Origin of the sequence: Exiguobacterium sp. s22, assembly GCF_018617455.1 — a bacterium.
GTDB lineage: Bacteria > Bacillota > Bacilli > Exiguobacteriales > Exiguobacteriaceae > Exiguobacterium.
This window is the reverse complement of record NZ_JACSKD010000004.1, coordinates 191,487-212,459: the sequence shown is the minus strand read 5'-3', so window position 1 is coordinate 212,459 and position 20,973 is coordinate 191,487. Positions and strand designations below refer to the sequence as shown.

Annotated in this window: 20 protein-coding genes and 1 other annotated feature (1 of these 21 cut by a window edge); all 20 genes read right to left on the bottom strand. The window is 50.4% G+C overall.

The features are described 5' to 3' along the window. Window positions 1-165: a binding site (T-box leader), on the bottom strand; it reaches 57 nt to the left of the window's first position. 47 nt (window positions 166-212) lie between these two features. Further along, window positions 213-1,517, bottom strand: a complete 1,305-nt coding sequence (gene hemL, locus KNO94_RS09070) for a glutamate-1-semialdehyde 2,1-aminomutase (RefSeq protein ID WP_214779027.1) — start codon at window positions 1,515-1,517, stop codon at window positions 213-215. Beyond that, complete coding sequence (hemB, locus tag KNO94_RS09065; RefSeq protein WP_015881120.1) at window positions 1,514-2,494, bottom strand: porphobilinogen synthase; 981 nt, start codon at window positions 2,492-2,494, stop codon at window positions 1,514-1,516. The genes hemL and hemB overlap by 4 nt, the downstream gene beginning before the upstream one ends. Then, on the bottom strand, window positions 2,491-3,156 hold the full coding sequence (locus KNO94_RS09060) for a uroporphyrinogen-III synthase (protein ID WP_251125897.1): 666 nt from the start codon (window positions 3,154-3,156) through the stop codon (window positions 2,491-2,493). Before KNO94_RS09060 ends, hemB begins: the two co-directional genes overlap by 4 nt. After that, window positions 3,149-4,066: a hydroxymethylbilane synthase gene (gene hemC, locus KNO94_RS09055; RefSeq protein WP_214779025.1), complete on the bottom strand. Its 918-nt coding sequence runs from the start codon at window positions 4,064-4,066 to the stop codon at window positions 3,149-3,151. Before hemC ends, KNO94_RS09060 begins: the two co-directional genes overlap by 8 nt. Window positions 4,067-4,118: 52 nt before the next feature. Continuing rightward, on the bottom strand, window positions 4,119-5,465 hold the full coding sequence (gene hemA / locus KNO94_RS09050) for a glutamyl-tRNA reductase (RefSeq protein WP_214779023.1): 1,347 nt from the start codon (window positions 5,463-5,465) through the stop codon (window positions 4,119-4,121). A 184-nt stretch (window positions 5,466-5,649) separates the two neighbouring features. Continuing rightward, entirely contained in the window at window positions 5,650-6,819 is a 1,170-nt protein-coding gene (locus KNO94_RS09045; RefSeq protein WP_214779021.1) for an AI-2E family transporter, read from the bottom strand. A 110-nt stretch (window positions 6,820-6,929) separates the two neighbouring features. Beyond that, a complete protein-coding gene (gene yihA / locus KNO94_RS09040) occupies window positions 6,930-7,523 on the bottom strand; it encodes a ribosome biogenesis GTP-binding protein YihA/YsxC (RefSeq protein ID WP_211781493.1) in 594 nt (197 codons plus the stop codon). Continuing rightward, window positions 7,524-9,824 (bottom strand): endopeptidase La, encoded by a 2,301-nt coding sequence (gene lon / locus KNO94_RS09035; protein WP_214779019.1) that lies wholly within the window; start codon window positions 9,822-9,824, stop codon window positions 7,524-7,526. Between the two features lie 72 nt (window positions 9,825-9,896). Then, the gene (clpX, locus tag KNO94_RS09030) at window positions 9,897-11,165 is read right to left on the bottom strand and encodes an ATP-dependent protease ATP-binding subunit ClpX (RefSeq protein ID WP_214779017.1); all 1,269 of its coding nucleotides are present in this window, start codon (window positions 11,163-11,165) and stop codon (window positions 9,897-9,899) included. A gap of 211 nt (window positions 11,166-11,376) precedes the next feature. After that, window positions 11,377-12,669 carry a trigger factor gene (gene tig / locus KNO94_RS09025; RefSeq protein ID WP_214779015.1) on the bottom strand — a complete coding sequence of 431 codons (1,293 nt, stop codon included), beginning with the start codon at window positions 12,667-12,669 and terminating at the stop codon, window positions 11,377-11,379. Between the two features lie 89 nt (window positions 12,670-12,758). Beyond that, window positions 12,759-13,670, bottom strand: coding sequence for a hypothetical protein (locus tag KNO94_RS09020; RefSeq protein WP_214779013.1), 912 nt, complete (start codon window positions 13,668-13,670; stop codon window positions 12,759-12,761). A gap of 538 nt (window positions 13,671-14,208) precedes the next feature. Continuing rightward, complete coding sequence (locus KNO94_RS09015; protein ID WP_074032782.1) at window positions 14,209-14,721, bottom strand: metallophosphoesterase family protein; 513 nt, start codon at window positions 14,719-14,721, stop codon at window positions 14,209-14,211. A 5-nt stretch (window positions 14,722-14,726) separates the two neighbouring features. Beyond that, the gene (locus KNO94_RS09010; protein ID WP_214739622.1) at window positions 14,727-15,317 is read right to left on the bottom strand and encodes an XTP/dITP diphosphatase; all 591 of its coding nucleotides are present in this window, start codon (window positions 15,315-15,317) and stop codon (window positions 14,727-14,729) included. Then, the gene (rph, locus tag KNO94_RS09005; protein ID WP_214739620.1) at window positions 15,314-16,063 is read right to left on the bottom strand and encodes a ribonuclease PH; all 750 of its coding nucleotides are present in this window, start codon (window positions 16,061-16,063) and stop codon (window positions 15,314-15,316) included. Before rph ends, KNO94_RS09010 begins: the two co-directional genes overlap by 4 nt. Beyond that, on the bottom strand, window positions 16,056-16,859 hold the full coding sequence (gene racE, locus KNO94_RS09000) for a glutamate racemase (protein WP_214739618.1): 804 nt from the start codon (window positions 16,857-16,859) through the stop codon (window positions 16,056-16,058). Before racE ends, rph begins: the two co-directional genes overlap by 8 nt. A gap of 113 nt (window positions 16,860-16,972) precedes the next feature. After that, window positions 16,973-17,236: a phosphocarrier protein HPr gene (locus KNO94_RS08995; protein ID WP_015881106.1), complete on the bottom strand. Its 264-nt coding sequence runs from the start codon at window positions 17,234-17,236 to the stop codon at window positions 16,973-16,975. Between the two features lie 74 nt (window positions 17,237-17,310). Continuing rightward, window positions 17,311-17,751 carry an acyl-CoA thioesterase gene (locus KNO94_RS08990; protein ID WP_074032771.1) on the bottom strand — a complete coding sequence of 147 codons (441 nt, stop codon included), beginning with the start codon at window positions 17,749-17,751 and terminating at the stop codon, window positions 17,311-17,313. Window positions 17,752-17,759: 8 nt separating this feature from the next. Further along, window positions 17,760-18,548: a succinate dehydrogenase iron-sulfur subunit gene (sdhB, locus tag KNO94_RS08985; RefSeq protein WP_214742347.1), complete on the bottom strand. Its 789-nt coding sequence runs from the start codon at window positions 18,546-18,548 to the stop codon at window positions 17,760-17,762. Between the two features lie 8 nt (window positions 18,549-18,556). Continuing rightward, a complete protein-coding gene (sdhA, locus tag KNO94_RS08980; RefSeq protein ID WP_214739616.1) occupies window positions 18,557-20,314 on the bottom strand; it encodes a succinate dehydrogenase flavoprotein subunit in 1,758 nt (585 codons plus the stop codon). Between the two features lie 16 nt (window positions 20,315-20,330). Beyond that, a complete protein-coding gene (locus KNO94_RS08975) occupies window positions 20,331-20,948 on the bottom strand; it encodes a succinate dehydrogenase cytochrome b558 subunit (RefSeq protein ID WP_214739614.1) in 618 nt (205 codons plus the stop codon). Between the last annotated feature and the right edge of the window lie 25 nt (window positions 20,949-20,973).

Here is a 20,973-nt window from a genome sequence, read left to right as displayed (position 1 = left end):
GGCGCCCTCAAAATCGAATAACGGTCGATAGACCGAACTTTCCTACTCTGTTCAGAAAGTCAGCTCCGAGGCGACTTCCGCGTCCATCCCTCGCAACCTTTCACCAAGCGGTCGCGTCTCTAAAAGGAATGGAGGTTGCGTACTACTCCTCATCAATGCTTTTCATCGTATCTGTTAAATAATTGTAGCGACAGAAACGTCAGCAGTCAAGATTAGAGTGAAAACTCTTCTTGAAGCTCCTTGAACGTCGCCTCGACCGCTGCGATCGTCTTCTCGATATCCTCATCCGTATGAGCCGTCGAGAGGAACAATCCTTCGAACTGTGAAGGTGGCAAGAATACGCCTCGCGCAGCCATCTTCTGATAGTACGAACGGAACATCTCGAGGTTTGCCGATTTCGCTTTCTCGAAATTTGTTACTTTCTCGTTTGTGAAGAAGAAACCGAACATCGAGCCGGCACGGTTCGTGTCGTGTGGGATATTGTATTTCTCACCGGCCTGCGTGAAGCCTTCCGCGAGACGGTCTGCCTTACGCTCGAAATCCGCGTAGTGCTCCGGTTTGAGTTGCGAGAGTGTCGTGTAACCGGCAATCATCGCGAGTGGGTTACCCGAGAGCGTACCTGCTTGATAGATCGGACCTTGCGGTGCGATTTGTTCCATGATTTCACGTTTCCCACCGTATGCACCGACCGGAAGTCCACCACCGATGACCTTCCCGAGACATGTGAGGTCCGGTGTGACACCGAAGTACCCTTGTGCACAGTTGTACCCGACACGGAAGCCCGTCATGACCTCATCAAAGATGAGAAGCGCGCCGTTTTGTTCCGTGATCTCGCGGAGTCCTTCGAGGAATCCTGGTTGTGGTGGCACGAAGCCCATGTTTCCTGCGGCCGGTTCGACGATGACGCCAGCGAGGTCGTCACCGTATTTCTCAAAGGCGACGCGGACTGCATCTAAGTCATTGTAAGGAACCGTGAGCGTATGGCTCGCGAGTTCTTTCGGTACCCCTGGTGAGTCCGGGAGACCGAGCGTCGCCACACCAGACCCGGCTTTGATGAGAAGCGAGTCACCGTGTCCATGGTAACATCCTTCGAATTTCAAAATCTTTGTCTTCCCGGTATAGCCGCGTGCGAGGCGAAGTGCCGCCATCGTCGCTTCCGTACCCGAGTTGACCATACGGACCATCTCGATTGACGGGACGCGGTCGATGACGAGTTCTGCCATCTTCGTCTCAAGCTCAGTCGGCGTCCCGAACGTCCAACCTTTTTCGGCTTGTTCTTGAATCGCTTTCGTGACGACCGGGTCACGGTGACCGAGGATGAGTGGTCCCCATGAGAGGACGTAATCGATATACTCGTTGCCGTCGATGTCATAGACACGTGAACCTTCACCGCGTTCGGCGAAGATCGGCGTCATGCCGACCGATTTGTAGGCACGGACCGGACTGTTGACACCGCCTGGCATGAGCGGACGGGCTTGTTCGAACGCTTCTTGTGAGCGCGTTTGGTTGTATGTCATGCGTAGTCTCCTTCCAAATAGCGACAGACGTCTTTTGCGAAATACGTGACGATGAGATCGGCACCGGCACGTTTGAATCCGACCATCGTCTCCATGACGATGCGTTCTTCGTCGACCCAGTCGTTGAGTGACGCGGCTTTGATCATCGCGTACTCTCCGCTCACGTTATACGCCACGATTGGCATATCGAGTGAGTCGCGCATGTCACGGATGATGTCCATGAACGCGAGAGCCGGTTTGACGATCATGAAGTCGGCACCTTGTTCCACGTCTGATTGTGACTCACGGAACGCCTCACGACGGTTCGCCGGGTCCATCTGATACCCTTTACGGTCGCCTTCCCCTGGAGCTGACTGAGCAGCGTCACGGAACGGTCCGTAATACGCAGACGCATATTTGACGCCGTAGCTCATGATTGGGATGTGGCTGAATCCGTTCTGGTCGAGACCTTCACGGATAGCTGCGACGAATCCGTCCATCATCGAGCTTGGTGCGATGATATCGGCACCCGCTTGTGCTTGCGTGATGGCTGTCTGGACGTGAAGCGGAAGCGATGCGTCGTTATCGACGTCCCCGTCCTTCACAAGGCCACAGTGACCCGTCGACGTGTATTCACAGAGGCACGTATCGGCGATGACCGTGAGCTGTGGTGCCCACTCTTTTACTTTACGGATCGCTTCTTGGACGATGCCGTGGTCGTGATACGCTTCACTGCCTTCTGGGTCTTTATGTTCCGGCACGCCGAACAAGAGCACAGATTGGAGACCGAGGTCGACGATTTCTTTGATCTCTTCTTCGAGTCGGTCAAGTGAATAATTGAAGACGCCAGGCATCGAGCTGACTTCTCGTTTAATGTTAGTCCCTTCAATGATGAAGAGCGGGTAAATCAAATCTTCTTTTCGAACATGATTTTCACGTACGAGGGCACGCATCGACTTCGATGAGCGAAGACGACGGTGACGGTCAAACTGGTTCATGAAAAATCCTCCCCTACACACTGTATTAATGCATCCATAGTATAACATTCTGGCACTCGTACCGGTAACGTCGACACTTGTCGGACGGCGCGTTCGGTCACTTCACCGATGGCGTACCACGTCCCGTTGAAGTGGGACAAGTGTGGTGTGAGCGCCTCGACGGCCGACGGGCTCAAGACGAGCAGCGCCTTTACGGTTTCGAGTTGTTGCTGTTGCGCCGGTGTCAGTGACAACGGAATCGTCTCGTAGACGACCCAGTCCTGCACGTGAGAGAGCATCGTCATGTGCTTCGTGTTCGCCAAATTGCCACGTGCGAACAAGACGACCTCATCGGCGGAAACGACATCGCGTAACTGCTCAAAGAGCGCCTCACCCGTATACGTCTCCGGCATGAGTGAGACGGTAAACCCTTCCGCTTCAAGTGCCCGTTTCGTCTTCTCTCCGACAGCGGCGACTTTCACGTCCCGCGTCAGATTTTGAAGGGCGGGCACCGCGTTTTGACTCGTCACGACGAGCCAATCGAATCGTTCCACGGGTGGTGGGATGTGCGTCTCTCTCGTCTGAATGAGCGGGACATGATGAACGGAAAGACCGCTCGCCTCGAGCCGTGCTCGTTGCGAAGCGGTCATTCGTTTCGTTCCCGTGTACCAGACGTCACTCATTGACCGAGGCGAGGATTTCACGTCCGCCACGACCGAGCAATTCTTCTGCGACTGCTTGTCCGAGTGCGACCCCGTCCGTTGACGTCTTCGTCACGCGAAGCACTTCTTTCCCGTCCACTGACGCGATGAGGCCTGTGAGCGACACGTCGTCACCGTCGACCGTTGCGTAACCGCCGACCGGGACGTGACAGCTTCCTTCGATGGCTTTTAAGAAAGTTCGTTCCGCCGTCGCAGCTTTTGCCGTCACATCATCGTGTAACAATTGAAGCACTGAAGTCACTTCTGCATCGTTCTTGCGGCTTTCAATGGCGAGTACGCCTTGTCCGACAGCCGGTACCATAACGTCTGGGTCGAGCGCTTCAAAATCGACACGATCCGTCCACCCCATCCGTTCGAGCCCGGCTTTTGCGAGCAAGATGGCGTTGTAGTTCTCAGAGTCTAACTTCTTCAGACGTGTGTCGATGTTTCCACGGATCCATTGAATCTCAAGGTCAGGACGTGCCGCCAAGATTTGAGCACCACGACGGAGTGAGCTCGTTCCAACAATCGAACCTTTCGGAAGCGTCTCGAACGTGTAGCCGTTCTCACAGATGAGGACGTCACGCGCGTCGACACGTTTTGGCATACAGCTGATATAGAGTTCCTCCGGAAGTTCAGCCGGAACGTCTTTCATACTGTGTACGGCGAAATCGATGTCCCCATCGAGCATCTGTTGTTGAATCTCTTTGACGAACAGACCTTTCCCACCGACCTTCGACAATTGTACGTCGACGATTTGGTCCCCTTTCGTCACGATTTCTTTAATCTCGAACTCGTTTTGTGCTCCAGCTTGCTTCAATTGCTCGATGACCCATTTCGTTTGAGTCATGGCGAGTTGGGAACGGCGTGAGCCGACAATGATTTTCCGCATGTTCAATCTCTCCTTCATAGAAAAAGGCGACACACGTCGCCTTTTTGTCTTGTTAGCGCATCAATGCGCGAAGTGGTGCTTTAGCCGAAGTAGCATCCGTTTCTTCCATTTCGTCTACAGGTTGTTCCGGCAACTCGACATCGAGTCCGAACGTCTCGATGAATTGAGCGATCCGAACGTTCGCATCCGGCTGAGCCGCTGCGTCCTTAATATAATCGATTGGGTCACGAAGCATTTGGTTGATAATCGACTTCATATGCTTCCCGATGACTTTCTTGTCACGTGCCGACAAGTGATCGAGCTTACGCTCTAGACTCGTCATCGTGTCTTCTTGAATATCAAGGGCACGGGCACGTAACTCATTCATGATCGGGACGACGCCGAGCGTGACGAGCCATGTTTGGAACTCTTGAATCGCTTCATCGATTTTCATTTCAATCTTTTCAGCCTCGACGAGACGTGCCTCAAGATTCTTGTTGACGATTCCATTCAAATCATCGACATCGAATAAATGAACACCCGGAAGTGTCGCGACCGCTGGATCGATATCTCGCGGCACAGCGATGTCAATGAGCAAGAGTGGACGTTCACGGCGTAACAATTGTGCAGCTGCCACATCGTCATATCCGATGACGGCGTCTTTCGCCCCTGTCGAACTGATTAAAATATCCGCATCGAGTAATCCGCATGCGATTTCACGAATTGAATGGGCACGACCTTGGAACTTGTCCGCAACCGCCTTCGCCTTACTTTCCGTCCGGTTAAAGACGGCGATTTGTTTGGCGCCCGCCTCAAACAAGTTGAGTGTCGTCAATTCACCCGTTTCACCGGCTCCGACGACGACGACTTGTTTGTCTTCAAGCTGTTGGTACATCTCTTGCGCAAGCGTCACGGCAGCCGAACTGACTGATACAGACATTTCCCCAATTTGCGTGTCCGTATGGGCGCGCTTGGCGAGTGTGACCGCTTCTTTGAATAATTTGTTGAAGACCGTTCCTGTCGTTCCATGCTCTTGAGCGCGGAAGAAACTCGTCTTCACTTGACCTAAAATTTGTGTTTCCCCGATGATCATCGAGTCGAGTCCAGATGTGACACGGAATAAGTGGCGAATCGCCTCTTCTCCTTCTCGAATCGACAAGTATGGCGTGAACTGTTCCATCTCTAAATCGAACCAGTTCGCCAAAAAACGTTTCGTGTAATAACGACCCGTATGGAGTTGGTCCGTCACGACGTATAGCTCCGTCCGGTTACACGTAGACAAAATAACCGACTCGAAAATGCTCTTCTCTTCGCGAAGTGCAATCATCGCATCCACGATTTCTTGCTCCCCAAACGAGAACTGCTCCCGAATCGCGACAGGGGCTGTCTTGTTATTTAGTCCAACGACGACAATATGCATGTATCTCTTCCCCTCATCTAAAATCCACCGACGGTTGTCTCTTCTTTTTTCAATCTCTACCGTACATTATAACAGTTCTTATCTGGTAACTATAATCTTCTGTTTGATTTTCCTGAAATAAAATAAGAACTTTTTGTGACAAAAAGAAGTAGAAATGGCGAAACTCCATTCCTACCTTTTTTTCTTATGGATTTGGCGAGTTCGGGTCCGTAATAATCGGACTCTCGGGCTCCTCTTTGTCTAAATAATGCTCACGTTCTCGTAATTTATAGATGCGAACGATATTCTGGACAACCGTTTTGGCGACCGCATAAAACGGTACAGCGATGAGCATTCCGATGATACCGGCCAAATTTCCTGCCACGAGCAAGACGATGATAATCGTGAGCGGGTGTACTTTTAACGACTTCCCTTGAATGAGTGGCGAGATGACGTTCGACTCAATTTGTTGCACGACGATGATGACAACGATGACCCATAATACCTTGATAGGATCTTGAATGAATGCCACGACCACTGCCGGTGCAGCCCCTAGGAACGGTCCAACGTAAGGGATGATATTTGTTACCATCATAAAGAGTGCGAGCAAGATGGCATAATCTACACCGACGATCCATAGACCGATCAGTGACGTGATTCCGACGAAGAATGCGACGAGCAACTGTGCATTGACGTAGCTCCGCACCGTCTCGTGCATGTCATGCAAGATGTGACGTGTCTCTTTCTCATAGCTCGATGGCAACAATTTGACGATGGCATCCGGCAATCGTTTCCCGTCGAGTAACATATACAAGAGCATGAATGGAATGACGACAATGGTAATGACCGCTGACGTCACGAACCCGACGACTTGCCCAAATGACGAGGCGATATTTCCGAACAGATTACCTAAGTATGACGTGATGTTCGTCGTCAAGTTACGGAACATCTCGTCATTTTCTGCCATGAAGCGTGCAAAGAACTCATTTTGTAGCAACGTGTCACGGACAGCGAACGCCTGTTTCTGAAGTTCTTTTGCGATACTCGGCATAGCGTTGACGAGCGACGTGATTTGTTCGCCTAAAACCGGTCCGAGAATACTGAAGACAAGTGTAAAAATAAGCACGAGTCCGATCAGTGTGATGGCTACAGCTAGTGTTCTCTTCCCTTTTAAGCGTTTCTCTAAGAAATCGACAAACCCGACCAGGAAATAAAAGAAGAGTCCGGCCACAATAAGCGGAACCGTGACGAGTGCCAAAATAACTTGAATCGGTTCAAACACGAATGAGATCTGTGTCCCGACCCAAATGACTAAAAAGATGGTCAGCGTCCAAAAGAGGGCGCGATACCATTTGTTTTCAAACATGCGTTGCATTTCTCCACCTCGTTTACGATGATGACTATGTACTAACTATGATTATACGATAATTACCCGCTTGCGGGCTGACAAAAACAAAAAGGCGAAGGAATCCCTTCGCCTTCTCCTTATTCGCCTTCTGTGATGAGTGCGTAAATCGCTTTCCACGCCTCGTCTTTTCCTTCTGCCGTCTCGGCTGAGAAGGCGACAAAACGGTCAGATGGATCGAATTGAAGCTTGCGTTTCACCGCCGCCTCATGTTTTTGACGCTGACTCTTCTTGATTTTATCGAGTTTCGTCGCCACGACGATGACTGGAATCTCATAATGTTTCAAGAAGTTGTACATCGTCACATCATCGCCCGTCGGTTCATGACGGATATCAACGAGCAAGACGACGCCGCGAAGCGCTTCCTGGCTCGTCAAGTATTGCTCCATCATGACGCCCCACTTCTCACGTTCCGTCTTCGATACTTTCGCGTAACCGTATCCTGGAACGTCAACGAACATGATTTCATCATTGATGTTGAAGAAGTTGAGGGTCTGAGTCTTCCCTGGTTTCGAAGACGTCCGTGCGAGCGCCTTCCGTTGGCAAATTTTATTGATGAACGACGATTTCCCGACGTTCGAGCGTCCCGCAAGTGCCACTTCCGGCAACTCATGGACCGGATAATGGTCTGGCGCGACGGCACTCGTCACGAACTCTGCTTTGTTGATCTTCATTTAATTTCCTCCAAATGCTACATCTAGTACTTCATCGAGTGTCGTCACGGGAACGAACGTCAATTTCTCACGTACCGTCTCTTGAATGTCATCGATGTCTCGCTCATTATCTTTCGGAATGACGATGGTCGTCAACCCGGCCCGGTGAGCAGCGAGCGCTTTTTCTTTCAATCCACCGATTGGTAAGACACGTCCACGGAGCGTGATCTCCCCGGTCATTCCGACGTCACGATGGACTTTTTTCCCGGTCAACGCGGAAATGAGTGCTGTTGCAATCGTGATCCCGGCTGACGGACCATCTTTCGGAACGGCACCTTCTGGCACGTGAATGTGGATGTCTTGTCGCTCGTAAAATGTCGGGTCGATCCCGAACCGCTCTGCATTCGCACGGACATAGCTATACGCAGTCTGTGCCGACTCCTGCATGACGTCCCCGAGTTTACCCGTCAACTGAAGTTTACCTTTCCCTGGAGCGAGTGCCACTTCGATCGTGAGCGTGTCTCCACCGAACGCCGTATAGGCAAGACCTGTCACTGCACCAATCGAGTCCTCGGTCTCCCCTTTTCCATAACGGTACTTCGGTTTTCCGAGATACGTGATGATGGCTTTTTTCGAAATCGTGACGCGTTTCTTCTCACCGATAGCGATTTGTTTCGCTGCTTTTCGGCAAAGCGAACCGATGACGCGTTCTAAGTTCCGGACGCCGGCTTCACGTGTATAGCGGCGCACGACTTCATAGAGCGCATCTTCTTTAATCGTCAATTGACTCTTCTTCAACCCATGCTCTGTCAGTTGTTTCGGTACCAAATGGCGCTTCGCAATCTCTACTTTTTCAAGTTCCGTATACCCACCGATTTGGATGAGTTCCATCCGGTCAAGGAGTGGGGCCGGGATTTGCGAGACATCGTTCGCCGTCGCGATGAAGAGGACGTTCGACAAATCGAACGGTTCTTCGATGTAATGGTCCGAGAACGAGACGTTTTGTTCCGGGTCGAGCACTTCGAGCATGGCTGACGCCGGGTCTCCTCTAAAGTCAGATGCCATCTTGTCGATCTCATCGAGCAAGAAGACCGGGTTCTTGCTTTCCGCTTGCTTCAACCCACGGATGATTCGTCCTGGCATCGCCCCGATATACGTGCGACGGTGCCCACGGATTTCCGCCTCATCGCGCACCCCACCGAGCGAAACACGGACGAAATGACGGTCAAGTGCCGACGCGATCGAGCGGGCGAGCGACGTCTTCCCGACCCCTGGAGGTCCGGCGAGACAGAGGATCGGTCCACGAAGCGAGTTCGTCAACTGACGGACGGCCAGGTATTCGAGGATGCGGTCTTTCACGGATTCTAAGCCGTAATGGTCATCGTCAAGGACGTCTGCCGCATGTTTCACGTCAAGCTTATCATCCGTTTCGATGCCCCACGGAAGAGACACGACCCAGTCGAGGTAATTACGAATGACCGCATACTCTGGCGACGTTTGTGGCACGACGTTCAACCGTTCCGCTTCACGCATGACATTCTTTCGTGTCGTTTCCGGCAAGTCGAGCGCTTCTAACTTCTCACGAAGACGGTTCGGTTCCGACTCTTGCGTCTGGTCTCCGAGTTCTTGTTGAATCGTCTTCATCTGTTCTCGTAAGTAATACTCGCGCTGTGACTGTTCAATCGATTTCTTCGTCCGTTCGCGCATTTCTTGCTCAAGCTCAATCACTTCGACCTCGTGGGCGATGATTTCAAGTAGCTCAAGTCCTCGTTTGACGGCATCTGCTTCTTCAAGCATCGCTTGGCGAAGCTCGACGTCGACATCAAGTTTTGACGTGATATAGTCCGTGAGTGATTCAAGCCGCTCATACATTTCGAAACGACGACGCTCATCTGGCGACATGCCCTTAATGTTTGCGACGAGTTTTCCGAACTGTTCTTTTAACAGACGGACGAGTGCCGTACGTTCGACCTCTTCCCCTTCTGCGAGTTCGACCGGCTCGATATTGGCGAACCATCCTTCATCTGTCGATTCGACCGAGTCGACACGGACGCGCTCTTTCCCGACGATTCGAACCCGAATGGTCTCGTTCGACAATTCACTCATCTTCGCAATGTGGACACGCGTTCCAACCGTGTATAGGTCTTCTGGTTCCGGTGACTCGTTCCCTGTTTCTTTTTGCGTCACAACAATCAAATCTGTTTCATGCTCCTTTGCGGCAAGGAGCGCCCGAAGGGATAACGGGCGTCCGACATCGATGGTCACACCGATGAGCGGATAGACGACGACTCCTCGCAAAGGAAGGATTGGTAATTTTTCCATATACAACGCCTCCTGTGCAAAAAGGCCCAAAACTCGGATGTGCCGAGTGTTTGAGCCTTCTTCGTTAACAAATTATGCTGTCTCTTTGTTGTCCCCTGTCTGTTCGACAGTACCATCACGAAGGACGTATTTCGGACCGGCAAGACCCGTAATCGTTTCATCCGTAATGATGACTTTCTCGATATCGTCACGCGATGGGACGGTGAACATCACATCGAGCATCATTTCTTCGATAATCGAGCGGAGACCGCGCGCGCCAGTCTTACGTTTAATCGCAAGTTTGGCGATTTCGATCAATGCCTCGTCTGTGAACGATAATTCCACATCGTCAAGTTCGAGCATTTTCTCGTACTGACGAACGAGGGCATTTTTCGGCTTCGTCAAGATTTCAACGAGTGCTTCCTCATCGAGTGTCGTGAGTGTCGCCATGACTGGCAAACGACCGATGAACTCAGGAATCAACCCGAATTTTTGAAGGTCTTCAGGAAGTGCGCGGGCGAGCAAGTCTTCTTGCGTCAACTCGCGATTCTCTTGATCATTTCCGAAACCGATGACTTTCTTCCCGATACGGCGTTTGACGACCGATTCGATGCCGGCGAATGCACCACCGACGATGAAGAGAATGTTTGTCGTATCGATTTGGATAAATTCTTGATGCGGATGCTTACGACCACCTTGTGGCGGTACGCTCGCTGTCGTGCCCTCAAGAATTTTAAGAAGTGCCTGCTGAACGCCTTCACCGGATACGTCACGCGTAATCGATGGGTTTTCAGACTTACGGGCAATCTTATCGATTTCATCGATATAAATGATTCCTTTTTCAGCCTTCTCGACATCATAGTCAGCTGATTGAATCAATTTGAGCAAGATATTCTCGACGTCTTCCCCAACGTAACCTGCTTCCGTCAAGCTCGTCGCATCCGCGATTGCGAATGGGACGTTCAAGACGCGAGCCATCGTTTGGGCAAGAAGCGTCTTCCCGCTACCTGTTGGTCCAATCATGACGATGTTCGACTTCGCGAGTTCGACATCATCCGAACGGCCACCGGCGTTGATTCGTTTATAGTGGTTATAGACAGCTACCGAAAGCGCACGTTTCGCACGGTCTTGACCAATAACATAATCGTCTAGGATGTTACGAATCTCTTGTGGTTTTGGAATGTCTTTGAATTCGACTTCTTCCTCTACACCGAGCTCTTCCTCAACGATTTCATTACAAAGTTCGATACACTCATCGCAAATGTATACACCTGGTCCAGCGACTAACTTACGAACTTGTTCTTGCGATTTTCCGCAAAACGAGCACTTGAGTTGCCCCTTTTCCTCGTTAAATTTGAACATTCGATACACCCCTTCTGTGGTGAAAATGGATGTAAGTGCGATAAATCGCGATTTGAATTTTCTGGTGCGATGCACCGTGAAAAGACAGTTTACATCTCTGCGTTGAAATAATTGTAGCATGAACATATTGCGACTTCAAAGAATTACACATGCAAAGTGCTGTGACATAAAAAAGGACGACCGCTAAGCAGTCGTCCCACTAAAAATCAACTTACTTCGCTTTACCGTTTTCAACGAGGATGTCGATCGCTTTACGGAATTTGAGGTCACCTTTAAGTGTTTCAAGTCCGCCTTGTGGAGCGAGCATCGTACGGAGTTGGTCCGGTGCGATGTTGTAAAGTTTAGACATTTCTTCAAGCTCTTTCTCAGCATCTTCGTCAGATACTTCGATTGCTTCTTTTTCAGCGATTGCTTTCAAGACGAGACGAGCTTTTACGCGCTCTTCAGCTTGCTCTTTCATCTCTTCGCGCATTGCTTCTTCAGAAGTGCCAGTGAGTTCGAAGTACATGTTGAGGTCGATTCCTTGTGAAGATACACGTGAGCCGAACTCTTGTACCATGCGGTCTACTTCTTGGTCAACGAGAACTGCTGGTACGTCGATTGTCGCGTTTGCAGTTGCCTGCTCTACGAGTTGGTCGCGCATTGTACCGTCAGCTTCTTGTTTCTTACCAGCTTCTAAACGCTCACGGATGCTCGCTTTCAACTCGTCGAGTGTTGAAACTGACTCGTCGATGTCTTTTGCGAACTCGTCGTCGAGTTCAGGAACTTGTTTTGTTTTAACTTCGTGAAGTTTGACTTTGAATGTCGCTGGTTTACCCGCCAAGTTTTCAGCGTGGTACTCTTCAGGGAATGTTACTTCAACGTCTTTTTCTTCACCAGCAGTCATGCCGATCATTTGCTCTTCGAATCCTGGGATGAATTGGCCAGAACCGATTTCAAGTGTGTAGTTCTCAGCTGTGCCGCCTTCGAACTGCTCACCGTCAGCGAAACCTGCGAAATCAAAGACAGCTGTATCGCCGTTTTCGATTGCACCTTCTTTAACAGCGAGTTCTGCGCCTTGCTGTTGAAGTGCTTCAAGTTCTGCTGTCACTTCGTCTTCTGTTACTTCAGTAGAAACAGCTTCGTACTCAAGACCTTTGTATTCGCCAAGCTCAGCTTCTGGCTCAACCACGAATGTCACTTTGAACGCGACTGGTTTGCCTTTTTCGAGCGTGCCGTCTACATCGATGTTTTCGAGCGCGATTGGTTCGAAACCAGCTTCTTCAACCGCACCTTGGATTGTGTCGCGGTAGAGAATGTCGAGTGCATCTTGATAGAGTGCTTCTTCTCCATACATTTTGTTGAACATTGGGCGTGGCAATTTCCCTTTACGGAAGCCAGGCACGTTCAAGTCTTTGACGACTGTTTTAAATGCGGCGTCAACTGCTTTATCAAAAGCTTCTGCAGGAGCTTCGTACGTGAGTACACCTTGGCTACCTGATGTTTTTTCCCATTTTGCTGTCATGCTAAGTCCCTCCAACAATTCGTTTATACCGTACAAAAATGTACAACAATCCGTATTATAGCATAAATCCTCAGTGTGCACACAAGGATTTAGTCTAATAACGACTGCGTAAAGCGCAGATCCGCCTCCAAAATCGCGGACGCCAAACCGTCGACCGGTTCGTCATGTAAAATCGCCTGTTTCGCTTGTATCAGTGCCACTTCGACCTCTTCCTTTGAAGCCGGCACATACGGATAGTGCGTGTACATGTAGTTCATCAATAGCTGGGTTCCAATCTCATCACCCTCTACTGATTTTTGAAGCGATAACACCATTTTTTCCCACGTTTCGATTTGTATCGAAGCATCATCTTTCGTCATCTCGTGCATCGAGCCCTCATCCGTCCATGCGATGTCCGACAGTTCGGCAAATGCCTTTTCTAGCACAATCAATTTGACGAGTTTCGGACGATCCGACACGAGCAATTCATGAAGCACATTGTCGAGGACGCTGTCGATATTAAAGTGGACATGTTGTAACGCTTCGATTTGTTCCCCTGTACTCCCGCGCGTCAACGTCCGCTTCAGTTTGGCGATGGCAGCCGGAAATTCCGTCATCTTCAAGACCTGCAATACCTGGTCCGCCTGTGTATTTACCGTATCTTTTTTGTCTTGCCAGTCGAGATACTGATGAATCCAATAGGCCGCTTCAAACGGTTGATCTCGCATGATGAAATATTGTGCAATCTGAAGTCCGCCAGACGCTGGTTCTTCTGCTTCTGCCATCTGAATCGTGACGAGCTCCTGCAGCTTTTCGAGTGTTTCGGGGTCATCCGGTCGTTCCATCGCACATTGGAAGATTTCCATGAAAATAAACGGGTCACCCGGAATCGTCTGATACCAATCCCACAAAATCGGTTCGATCCGCTGTCGTTCTCCGGAAGCATCCGCCTCCTGAATCATCTTATGCAGACGCGACCAATTCCCGGGGAACGGATAGTCCTGATCCTTTTTCTTCTCCATCTTCCCTCACCCTCTCTTCCATTCCCTTTCATCTTCCGTTAGGACGCAATTCCTTGTCAATCGATTTCCCGGAAAATGAAAAAAGAGACGATCTCCGTAGAGAGCGTCTCTATTTTAATGGAAGCGTCCCAAGAGGGATTCGAACCCCCGACCGACGGCTTAGCTTACCACCATGACTTTCGTCACCAACATCGTGTTGTTTGTAGTCTGGACTATATCTTCACCGTTTCAGGTGCGACACGTGTAGTCTCTACGGAACCTCACGAGCATGATGCTCCTCCATTGATTCTACCTCTACATTCATAGACATTCGAATCAACTCGACCCGATCGGGAATGAGTTTCCTCGGTATTACCATCAGCATGATCTGTTAAGGCTTCACCGATATAGTGTCGTCCACTTTATAGGTTTCTGTTTCCCTATAAAGGCTCCTATTTGTCTTGAAGGCCGTTGCTCTATCCTGCTGAGCTATTGGGACATTGACATGAAAACTATAATAGAAAAATGGTTTCCTGTCAATCGATTTCCCATTCGAAACTCATAGTTTTCCTGCGATGTCTAAATCTTCAACGTGTGAACCGTCTTCTGAACGATAGAAACGCACTGCCGCTTCCCCATTTTCTAGGTCAAGAAGCGCATACGTCTTATCGGAGCGTCCACGTGGCATCCGAATCGAACCTGGGTTGATGTAGACGACCCCGTCCTCGATTAGAGCACCTGCCACATGCGAGTGACCGAACAAGACGACGTTCGCGCCGACCTCTTCCGCCCGGTAACGCAGCCGATTCAAGTCGAATTTGACGTCGTGATGATGCCCGTGGACGATGAGGATTGTGCCGGCATCCGTCGTCTCGATCCGTTCGAGCGGAAGGTCTCCCCCAAAATCACAATTCCCCCGGACAGTTCGATACGGCAATAGATGTTCATCGACAAGTGCGAGTTGTGAATCGCCGCAATGGAACGCGTCATCAATCTCCGCCTCGTGTCGTTCAAAAATCGTTGTCAATTCTTCCGTCAGACCATGACTATCACTCACTATTAGAAAACGCATAAGCTTCATCCTTTCATGAATGGAATGATTTCTGCCTCCAATTTTCGTAATGCTTGTCCACGGTGACTGACGACCGCTTTTTCTTCACGTTCTAATTCCGCCGCTGTCTTGTGAAGTGATGGAACGATGAAGAGTGGATCGTATCCGAAACCGTTCTCTCCTCGTGGCGAGTAGCCGATCGTCCCTTCAATCGTTCCGCGAACGGTCAACGTTTCCCCGCTCGGCTTCGCTAGACAAAGGGCACAGACGAAGCGCGCCGTCCGATTGGTTTCACCATTTAACTTTTCAAGCAGAAGCGCATTGTTCGCCTCGTCCGATTTTTCTGGACCAGCGAAACGGGCAGAATAGACTCCCGGTGCTCCGTCGAGCGCGTCTACTTCGAGGCCAGAGTCATCCGCGAGTACGGCATGCCCAAAGTAGGCAGCCGCTTCCGTCGCTTTTAACGCCGCATTTTCTTCAAACGTCGTGCCGGTCTCATCTGTTTCCGGTGCATCCGGATAATCGAGTAACGACTCGACTTCGAAACCGAGCGGTGTCAGCATCCCTTCTAGTTCTTTCACCTTTCCGGGATTGTGTGTCGCAATGATCAACTTCATAATGTCTCCTCCGAGCGTTCTCCGACGTACCACCACGAAGCACCGAGTGCCGCTTCGGCCGTCTTGAATAATGATTCGATTCCGTGTTGTGCGAGCGCGAGCATCTCGTTCATCTCTTGAAGGGTGAACGTCGCCTCTTCTCCCGTACCTTGTACTTCGACGAATCGACCGCTCGCCGTCATGACGACGTTCATGTCGACCTCTGCCGCCGCGTCTTCCAAGTAATCCAAGTCTAGGACGAGCTCATCTGTTCGCCCAACGGAAATCGCGGCCACGCCTTCTTTGATTGGTGTATCGTCGAGTTTCCCTTGACGGATCAATCGGTCGACGGCGAGGACGAGCGCACAAAAGCCTCCTGTGATAGAAGCTGTTCGCGTCCCCCCGTCTGCTTGAATGACGTCACAGTCAATCCAGATCGTTCGTTCTCCGAGCCGCTCCAAGTCAACGACCGAGCGAAGCGACCGAGCAATCAAACGCTGAATCTCCATCGTTCGACCGGACTGTTTCCCTCGAACCGACTCTCGGACAGTCCGATTGCCCGTCGCACGTGGCAACATCGCATATTCCGCATTGATCCAACCTTGCCGTTTTCCGCGAAGGAAATTCGGGACGCGCTCTTCGACCGTTGCGGTACAGATGACTTTCGTATCGCCAATCGAAATGAGGACAGACCCTTCCGCGTGCTTGTTTACATGTGGCACGATTTCAACCGTACGTAGTTCATCAAATCGTCTCGTCTCACGCAATGCCGGTCACCTCGACTTTCTCCGCATGGACTGGTCTTCCTAGCCATTCACTTGCCAATCGGTCGAACAGTTCGATATCCCCCGTCGCATAAAAGGCATGGGACGGGACCGTATCCAATCCATTTTCAAGTTCTTGATAATCCAGCATCGCCGCCACTTCAAGCGCTGTCTCGTCACCCGATGAGATGAGGTGGACGTCCGGTCCGACCACATTTTGGATGACGGGAGCGAGAAGTGGATAGTGTGTGCAACCGAGAATGAGCGTATCCATTTCAGACGATTGGAGAGGACGGAGTGTCTCCTCCACCACTTGATACACACGATCTCCAGACACCTCACCCGCCTCTACGAGCGGCACGAACGGTGGACATGCGAGTGAGTACACATCGACCTCACCGGCTACATGACGAAGTGCTTTCTCATACGAACCACTTTCAATCGTCATCTTCGTTCCGATGACACCGATATGTTTGTTCCGCGTGCCTTTGACGGCAGCGCGGGCACCCGGGTCAATGACACCGATGACTGGGATATCGAGTCGTCTCCGCGCCTCTTTCAACACGACCGCCGTCGCCGTGTTACAGGCAATGACAATCATCTTGACATCTTTTTTCAATAAAAATTCAATCAATTCCCATGTATATGCTTCAATCTCATCGTGCGGACGCGGACCATAAGGACAGCGTTCCGTGTCGCCGATATAGATGATTTCTTCTTTAGGGAGTTGGCGCATCAATTCTTTGACTACCGTCAATCCGCCGACTCCTGAATCGAGGACTCCAATCGCTCGTTTCATTTCGCATCACTTCCATTCTCACCTATCTTACCAAAAAACATCGACCGGAAAAAGAAACGGTCCCATGACAAAAAAAGACGAGGTCGCCAGTGGCGCCTCGTCCCTTACCCAAATTACTGAGCAAGACCTTCGCTAGTGAGCATGTCAGAAAGCGTGTTGATCGCTTCTTCTGCATCTTCACCTTCAGCAGTGATCTTGATTGTAGAATCTTTTGCGATACCGAGTGAAAGTACACCCATAATCGACTTCAAGTTAACTGTTTTACCATTGTACTCGAGGTTGATGTCTGACTGGAACTTAGAAGCTGTGTTAACCAACTGAGTAGCTGGACGAGCGTGAATTCCTGAATCAGCAACGACTGTGAACGTTTTTTCCATGAGATGATGGTCTCCCTTCAAAATTCAATTCTACAGGCGAACCGGCAGAATATTTTTTGTTTGTGAACTCATTATCAAATGATAGCGGATTCGCAAAAATTCTGCAAGCGGTTTTTATATTCTGGAGTCCATTCCGTAGGACGGCCTTCCTTCGTCAAATGAACGAGGCTTGTGCGTCCTGCGAAGAGGAGTTGTTCTCCATCATATGCCCCGTAATGAATATCACATGAAGTGTTTCCGACCGTCAAGATATTGGCATGCACAGTCAGCTGTTGACGTGGCATGACTTGTCGAACATAGTCACATTGCGCATCGGCGACGACGACGAATCCATCCTTTAAGGAGAATCCTGTCGCCTCTAACAACTCGATCCGGGCATCTTCGAAATAGATGAACGGAATCGTGTTATTCATGTGACCATACGGGTCGCACTCTGAAAATCGAACTTTCACATCGAGTGCGACCCCTGCTTTGACACGTGTTTCCCAACCTGGCTCTCGAAAGTACTTGGTCATCGGCTCGCTTATGCCTCGACCGCAGAACCGGTGCGACCTTTGTCACTACCGAAGAACTGTTTGAACGAGTGAAGCGTCGTTTGACGGTTCATCGAAGCGATTGACGTCGTGAGCGGAATACCTTTTGGACAAACTTCGACACAGTTTTGTGCGTTTCCGCACTGCATGATGCCGCCGTCTTCCATTAATGCCTCGAGGCGTTCTTCCGCGTGGAAGGCACCTGTCGGATGCGAGTTGAAGAGACGGACTTGTGAAATCGCCGCTGGACCGATGAAGTCTGATTTGTCATTCACGTTCGGACACGCTTCAAGACAAACACCACACGTCATACATTTTGATAATTCGTACGCCCATTGACGTTTGTTCTCTGGCATACGTGGTCCTGGACCGAGATCGTACGTTCCGTCGATTGGAACCCACGCCTTCACTTTTTTCAACGCGTCGAACATGCGTTGACGGTCGACTTGAAGGTCACGGATGACCGGGAATGTTTTCATCGGTGCAAGACGAATCGGTTGTTCGAGTTTGTCAACGAGTGCCGTACACGATTGGCGTGGCTTTCCGTTGATGATCATCGAACAGGCACCACACACTTCTTCAAGACAGTTCATGTCCCAGTTGATTGGTGTCGTTTTTTCGCCGTTCGCATTGACCGGATTCCGGCGGATTTCCATCAATGCCGAGATGACGTTCATGTTCGGACGGTATGGTACCGTGAATTCTTCTGTATACGTTGCTTGATCCGGTCCATCTTGGCGTTCGATGATGAAACGGATGTCTTTTTGTTCAGATTGCATTGGCGTCGTCATTTCGTCTTCGCCCCTTTCTTCGAGTAATCCCGTTTACGTGGCGGGATTAACGAAACATCGATGTCTTCATACGAGATATCGACTTCCCCATCTTTGTAACGTGCCATCGTCGTCTTCATGAACTGCTCATCATTACGTTCCGGGAACTCCGGTTTGTAATGGGCACCACGGCTCTCGTCCCGTTTGAGTGCGCCGAGTGTGATGACGCGTGCGAGGTCGAGCATGTGGTCGAGTTGTCGAATGAACGATGCCCCTTGGTTGCTCCAACGTGCCGTATCCGTAGCTGAGATGTTATGGAAACGTTCACGTAATTCTTGGATTTTCTTATCGGTCGCTTCAAGTTTGTCATTGTAGCGAACAACGGTAACGTTGTCTGTCATGAGTTCACCGAGTTCACGGTGGATTTGATACGCATTCTCTGTTCCGTCCATCGCCAAGATGTTGTTGAAACGCTCGATTTCTTCACGTTCGTTAAAGTTGAAGAGCGCCTCTGAAACGCTCTCTGTCGCTTGATCGAGACCACGCATGTAGTTGACTGCCGCAGGACCTGCTTCCATTCCGCCATGAACGGCTGAGAGAAGCGAGTTCGCGCCGAGACGGTTCGCACCGTGCATCGAGTAGTCACATTCTCCGGCCGCGAAGAGTCCAGGAATGTTTGTCATTTGATCGTAATCGACCCAAAGTCCGCCCATTGAATAGTGGACCGCCGGGAAGATTTTCATCGGTACTTTACGCGGGTCGTCCCCTACGAATTTCTCGTAGATTTCGAGAATCCCACCAAGCTTGATGTCGAGTTCTTTTGAGTCTTTATGAGACAAGTCGAGATAAACCATGTTCTCGCCGTTGACACCAAGTTTTTGGTTGACACATACGTCGAAGATTTCGCGTGTCGCGATGTCACGCGGTACGAGGTTTCCGTAAGCCGGATATTTCTCTTCGAGGAAGTACCATGGCTTCCCGTCTTTGTATGTCCAGACACGTCCACCTTCCCCACGAGCCGATTCACTCATGAGACGAAGCTTGTCATCGCCAGGAATCGCGGTCGGGTGAATTTGAATGAACTCCCCGTTCGCATAGACCGCGCCTTGACGGTAAACCGCTGCCGCTGCCTGCCCAGTGTTGATGACCGAGTTGGTCGATTTACCGAAGATGACCCCAGGGCCACCTGTCGCCAAGATCACCGCGTCTGATGGGAACGCTTTAATTTCCATCGAGCGTAAATCCTGACAAACCGCGCCGCGGCAAATGCCTTCTTCATCGATCACGGCGCGAAGGAATTCCCATCCTTCATACTTCTCGACGAGGCCTTGAGCCTCGTAACGACGAACCTGCTCATCGAGTGCGTAGAGAAGTTGTTGCCCCGTCGTTGCTCCCGCATATGCCGTACGGTGGTGAAGCGTTCCGCCGAAACGACGGAAGTCTAAGAGACCTTCTGGCGTACGGTTGAACATAACGCCCATCCGGTCGAACATATGAATGATTTTCGGTGCATTTTCTGCCATCTTTTGAACAGGTGGTTGGTTAGCGAGGAAGTCGCCTCCATAGACCGTGTCGTCAAAGTGTTGCCACGGGGAATCCCCTTCCCCTTTCGTATTGACGGCACCGTTGATTCCGCCTTGAGCACATACTGAATGTGAACGCTTGACCGGTACAAGCGAGAATAGTTTTACCGGAACACCCATCTCAGCCGACTTGATTGTCGCCATGAGTCCAGCTAGACCGCCACCGATGACGATCAGACTTTGATTTGCCATGTACAATTCCCCCTAATTACAAGATGCCTGCAAACGTCAAAATCGAACGGATGCCGACAAAAGATAGTGCCAAGAACACGACACCTGATACGTAGCTCATGAGTCGTTGCGAACGCGGTGACTGTGTGATCCCCCACGTGATCGAGAACGACCAGAGACCGTTCGCAAAGTGGAATGTAGCCGAAAGAATTCCGACTATGTAAAAGAGCAACATGAGTGGATTGTCGACGATGCTTTGCATCATTTCTGCATTGACCTCCACACCGCGTAATTTCGCAAGGCGCGTCTCCCATACGTGCCACGAAATAAAGATCACAAGAAATACCCCTGTAAAGCGTTGGAAGAGATACAACCAGTTCCGTGCGTATGAATAGCGGTTCGAGTTAATCGATCCGAGAAACGCATAGTACACCCCGTACACTCCGTGGAAGATCATCGGTAGTGCGATAATCGTCACTTCAAGGAAGTATAAATACGGTAAGCTCTCCATAAATTGTGCTGCTTTGTTGAATGACTCCACTCCATCGACGATGTAGTAGTTGACCGTTAAATGGACGATCAAAAACAGACCGATTGGAATGACCCCAAGTAGCGAATGGACTTTACGACTAAAGTAGTCACGATGCGCTGCCATTCTATTTCCCCCTTTTCACGAGCGC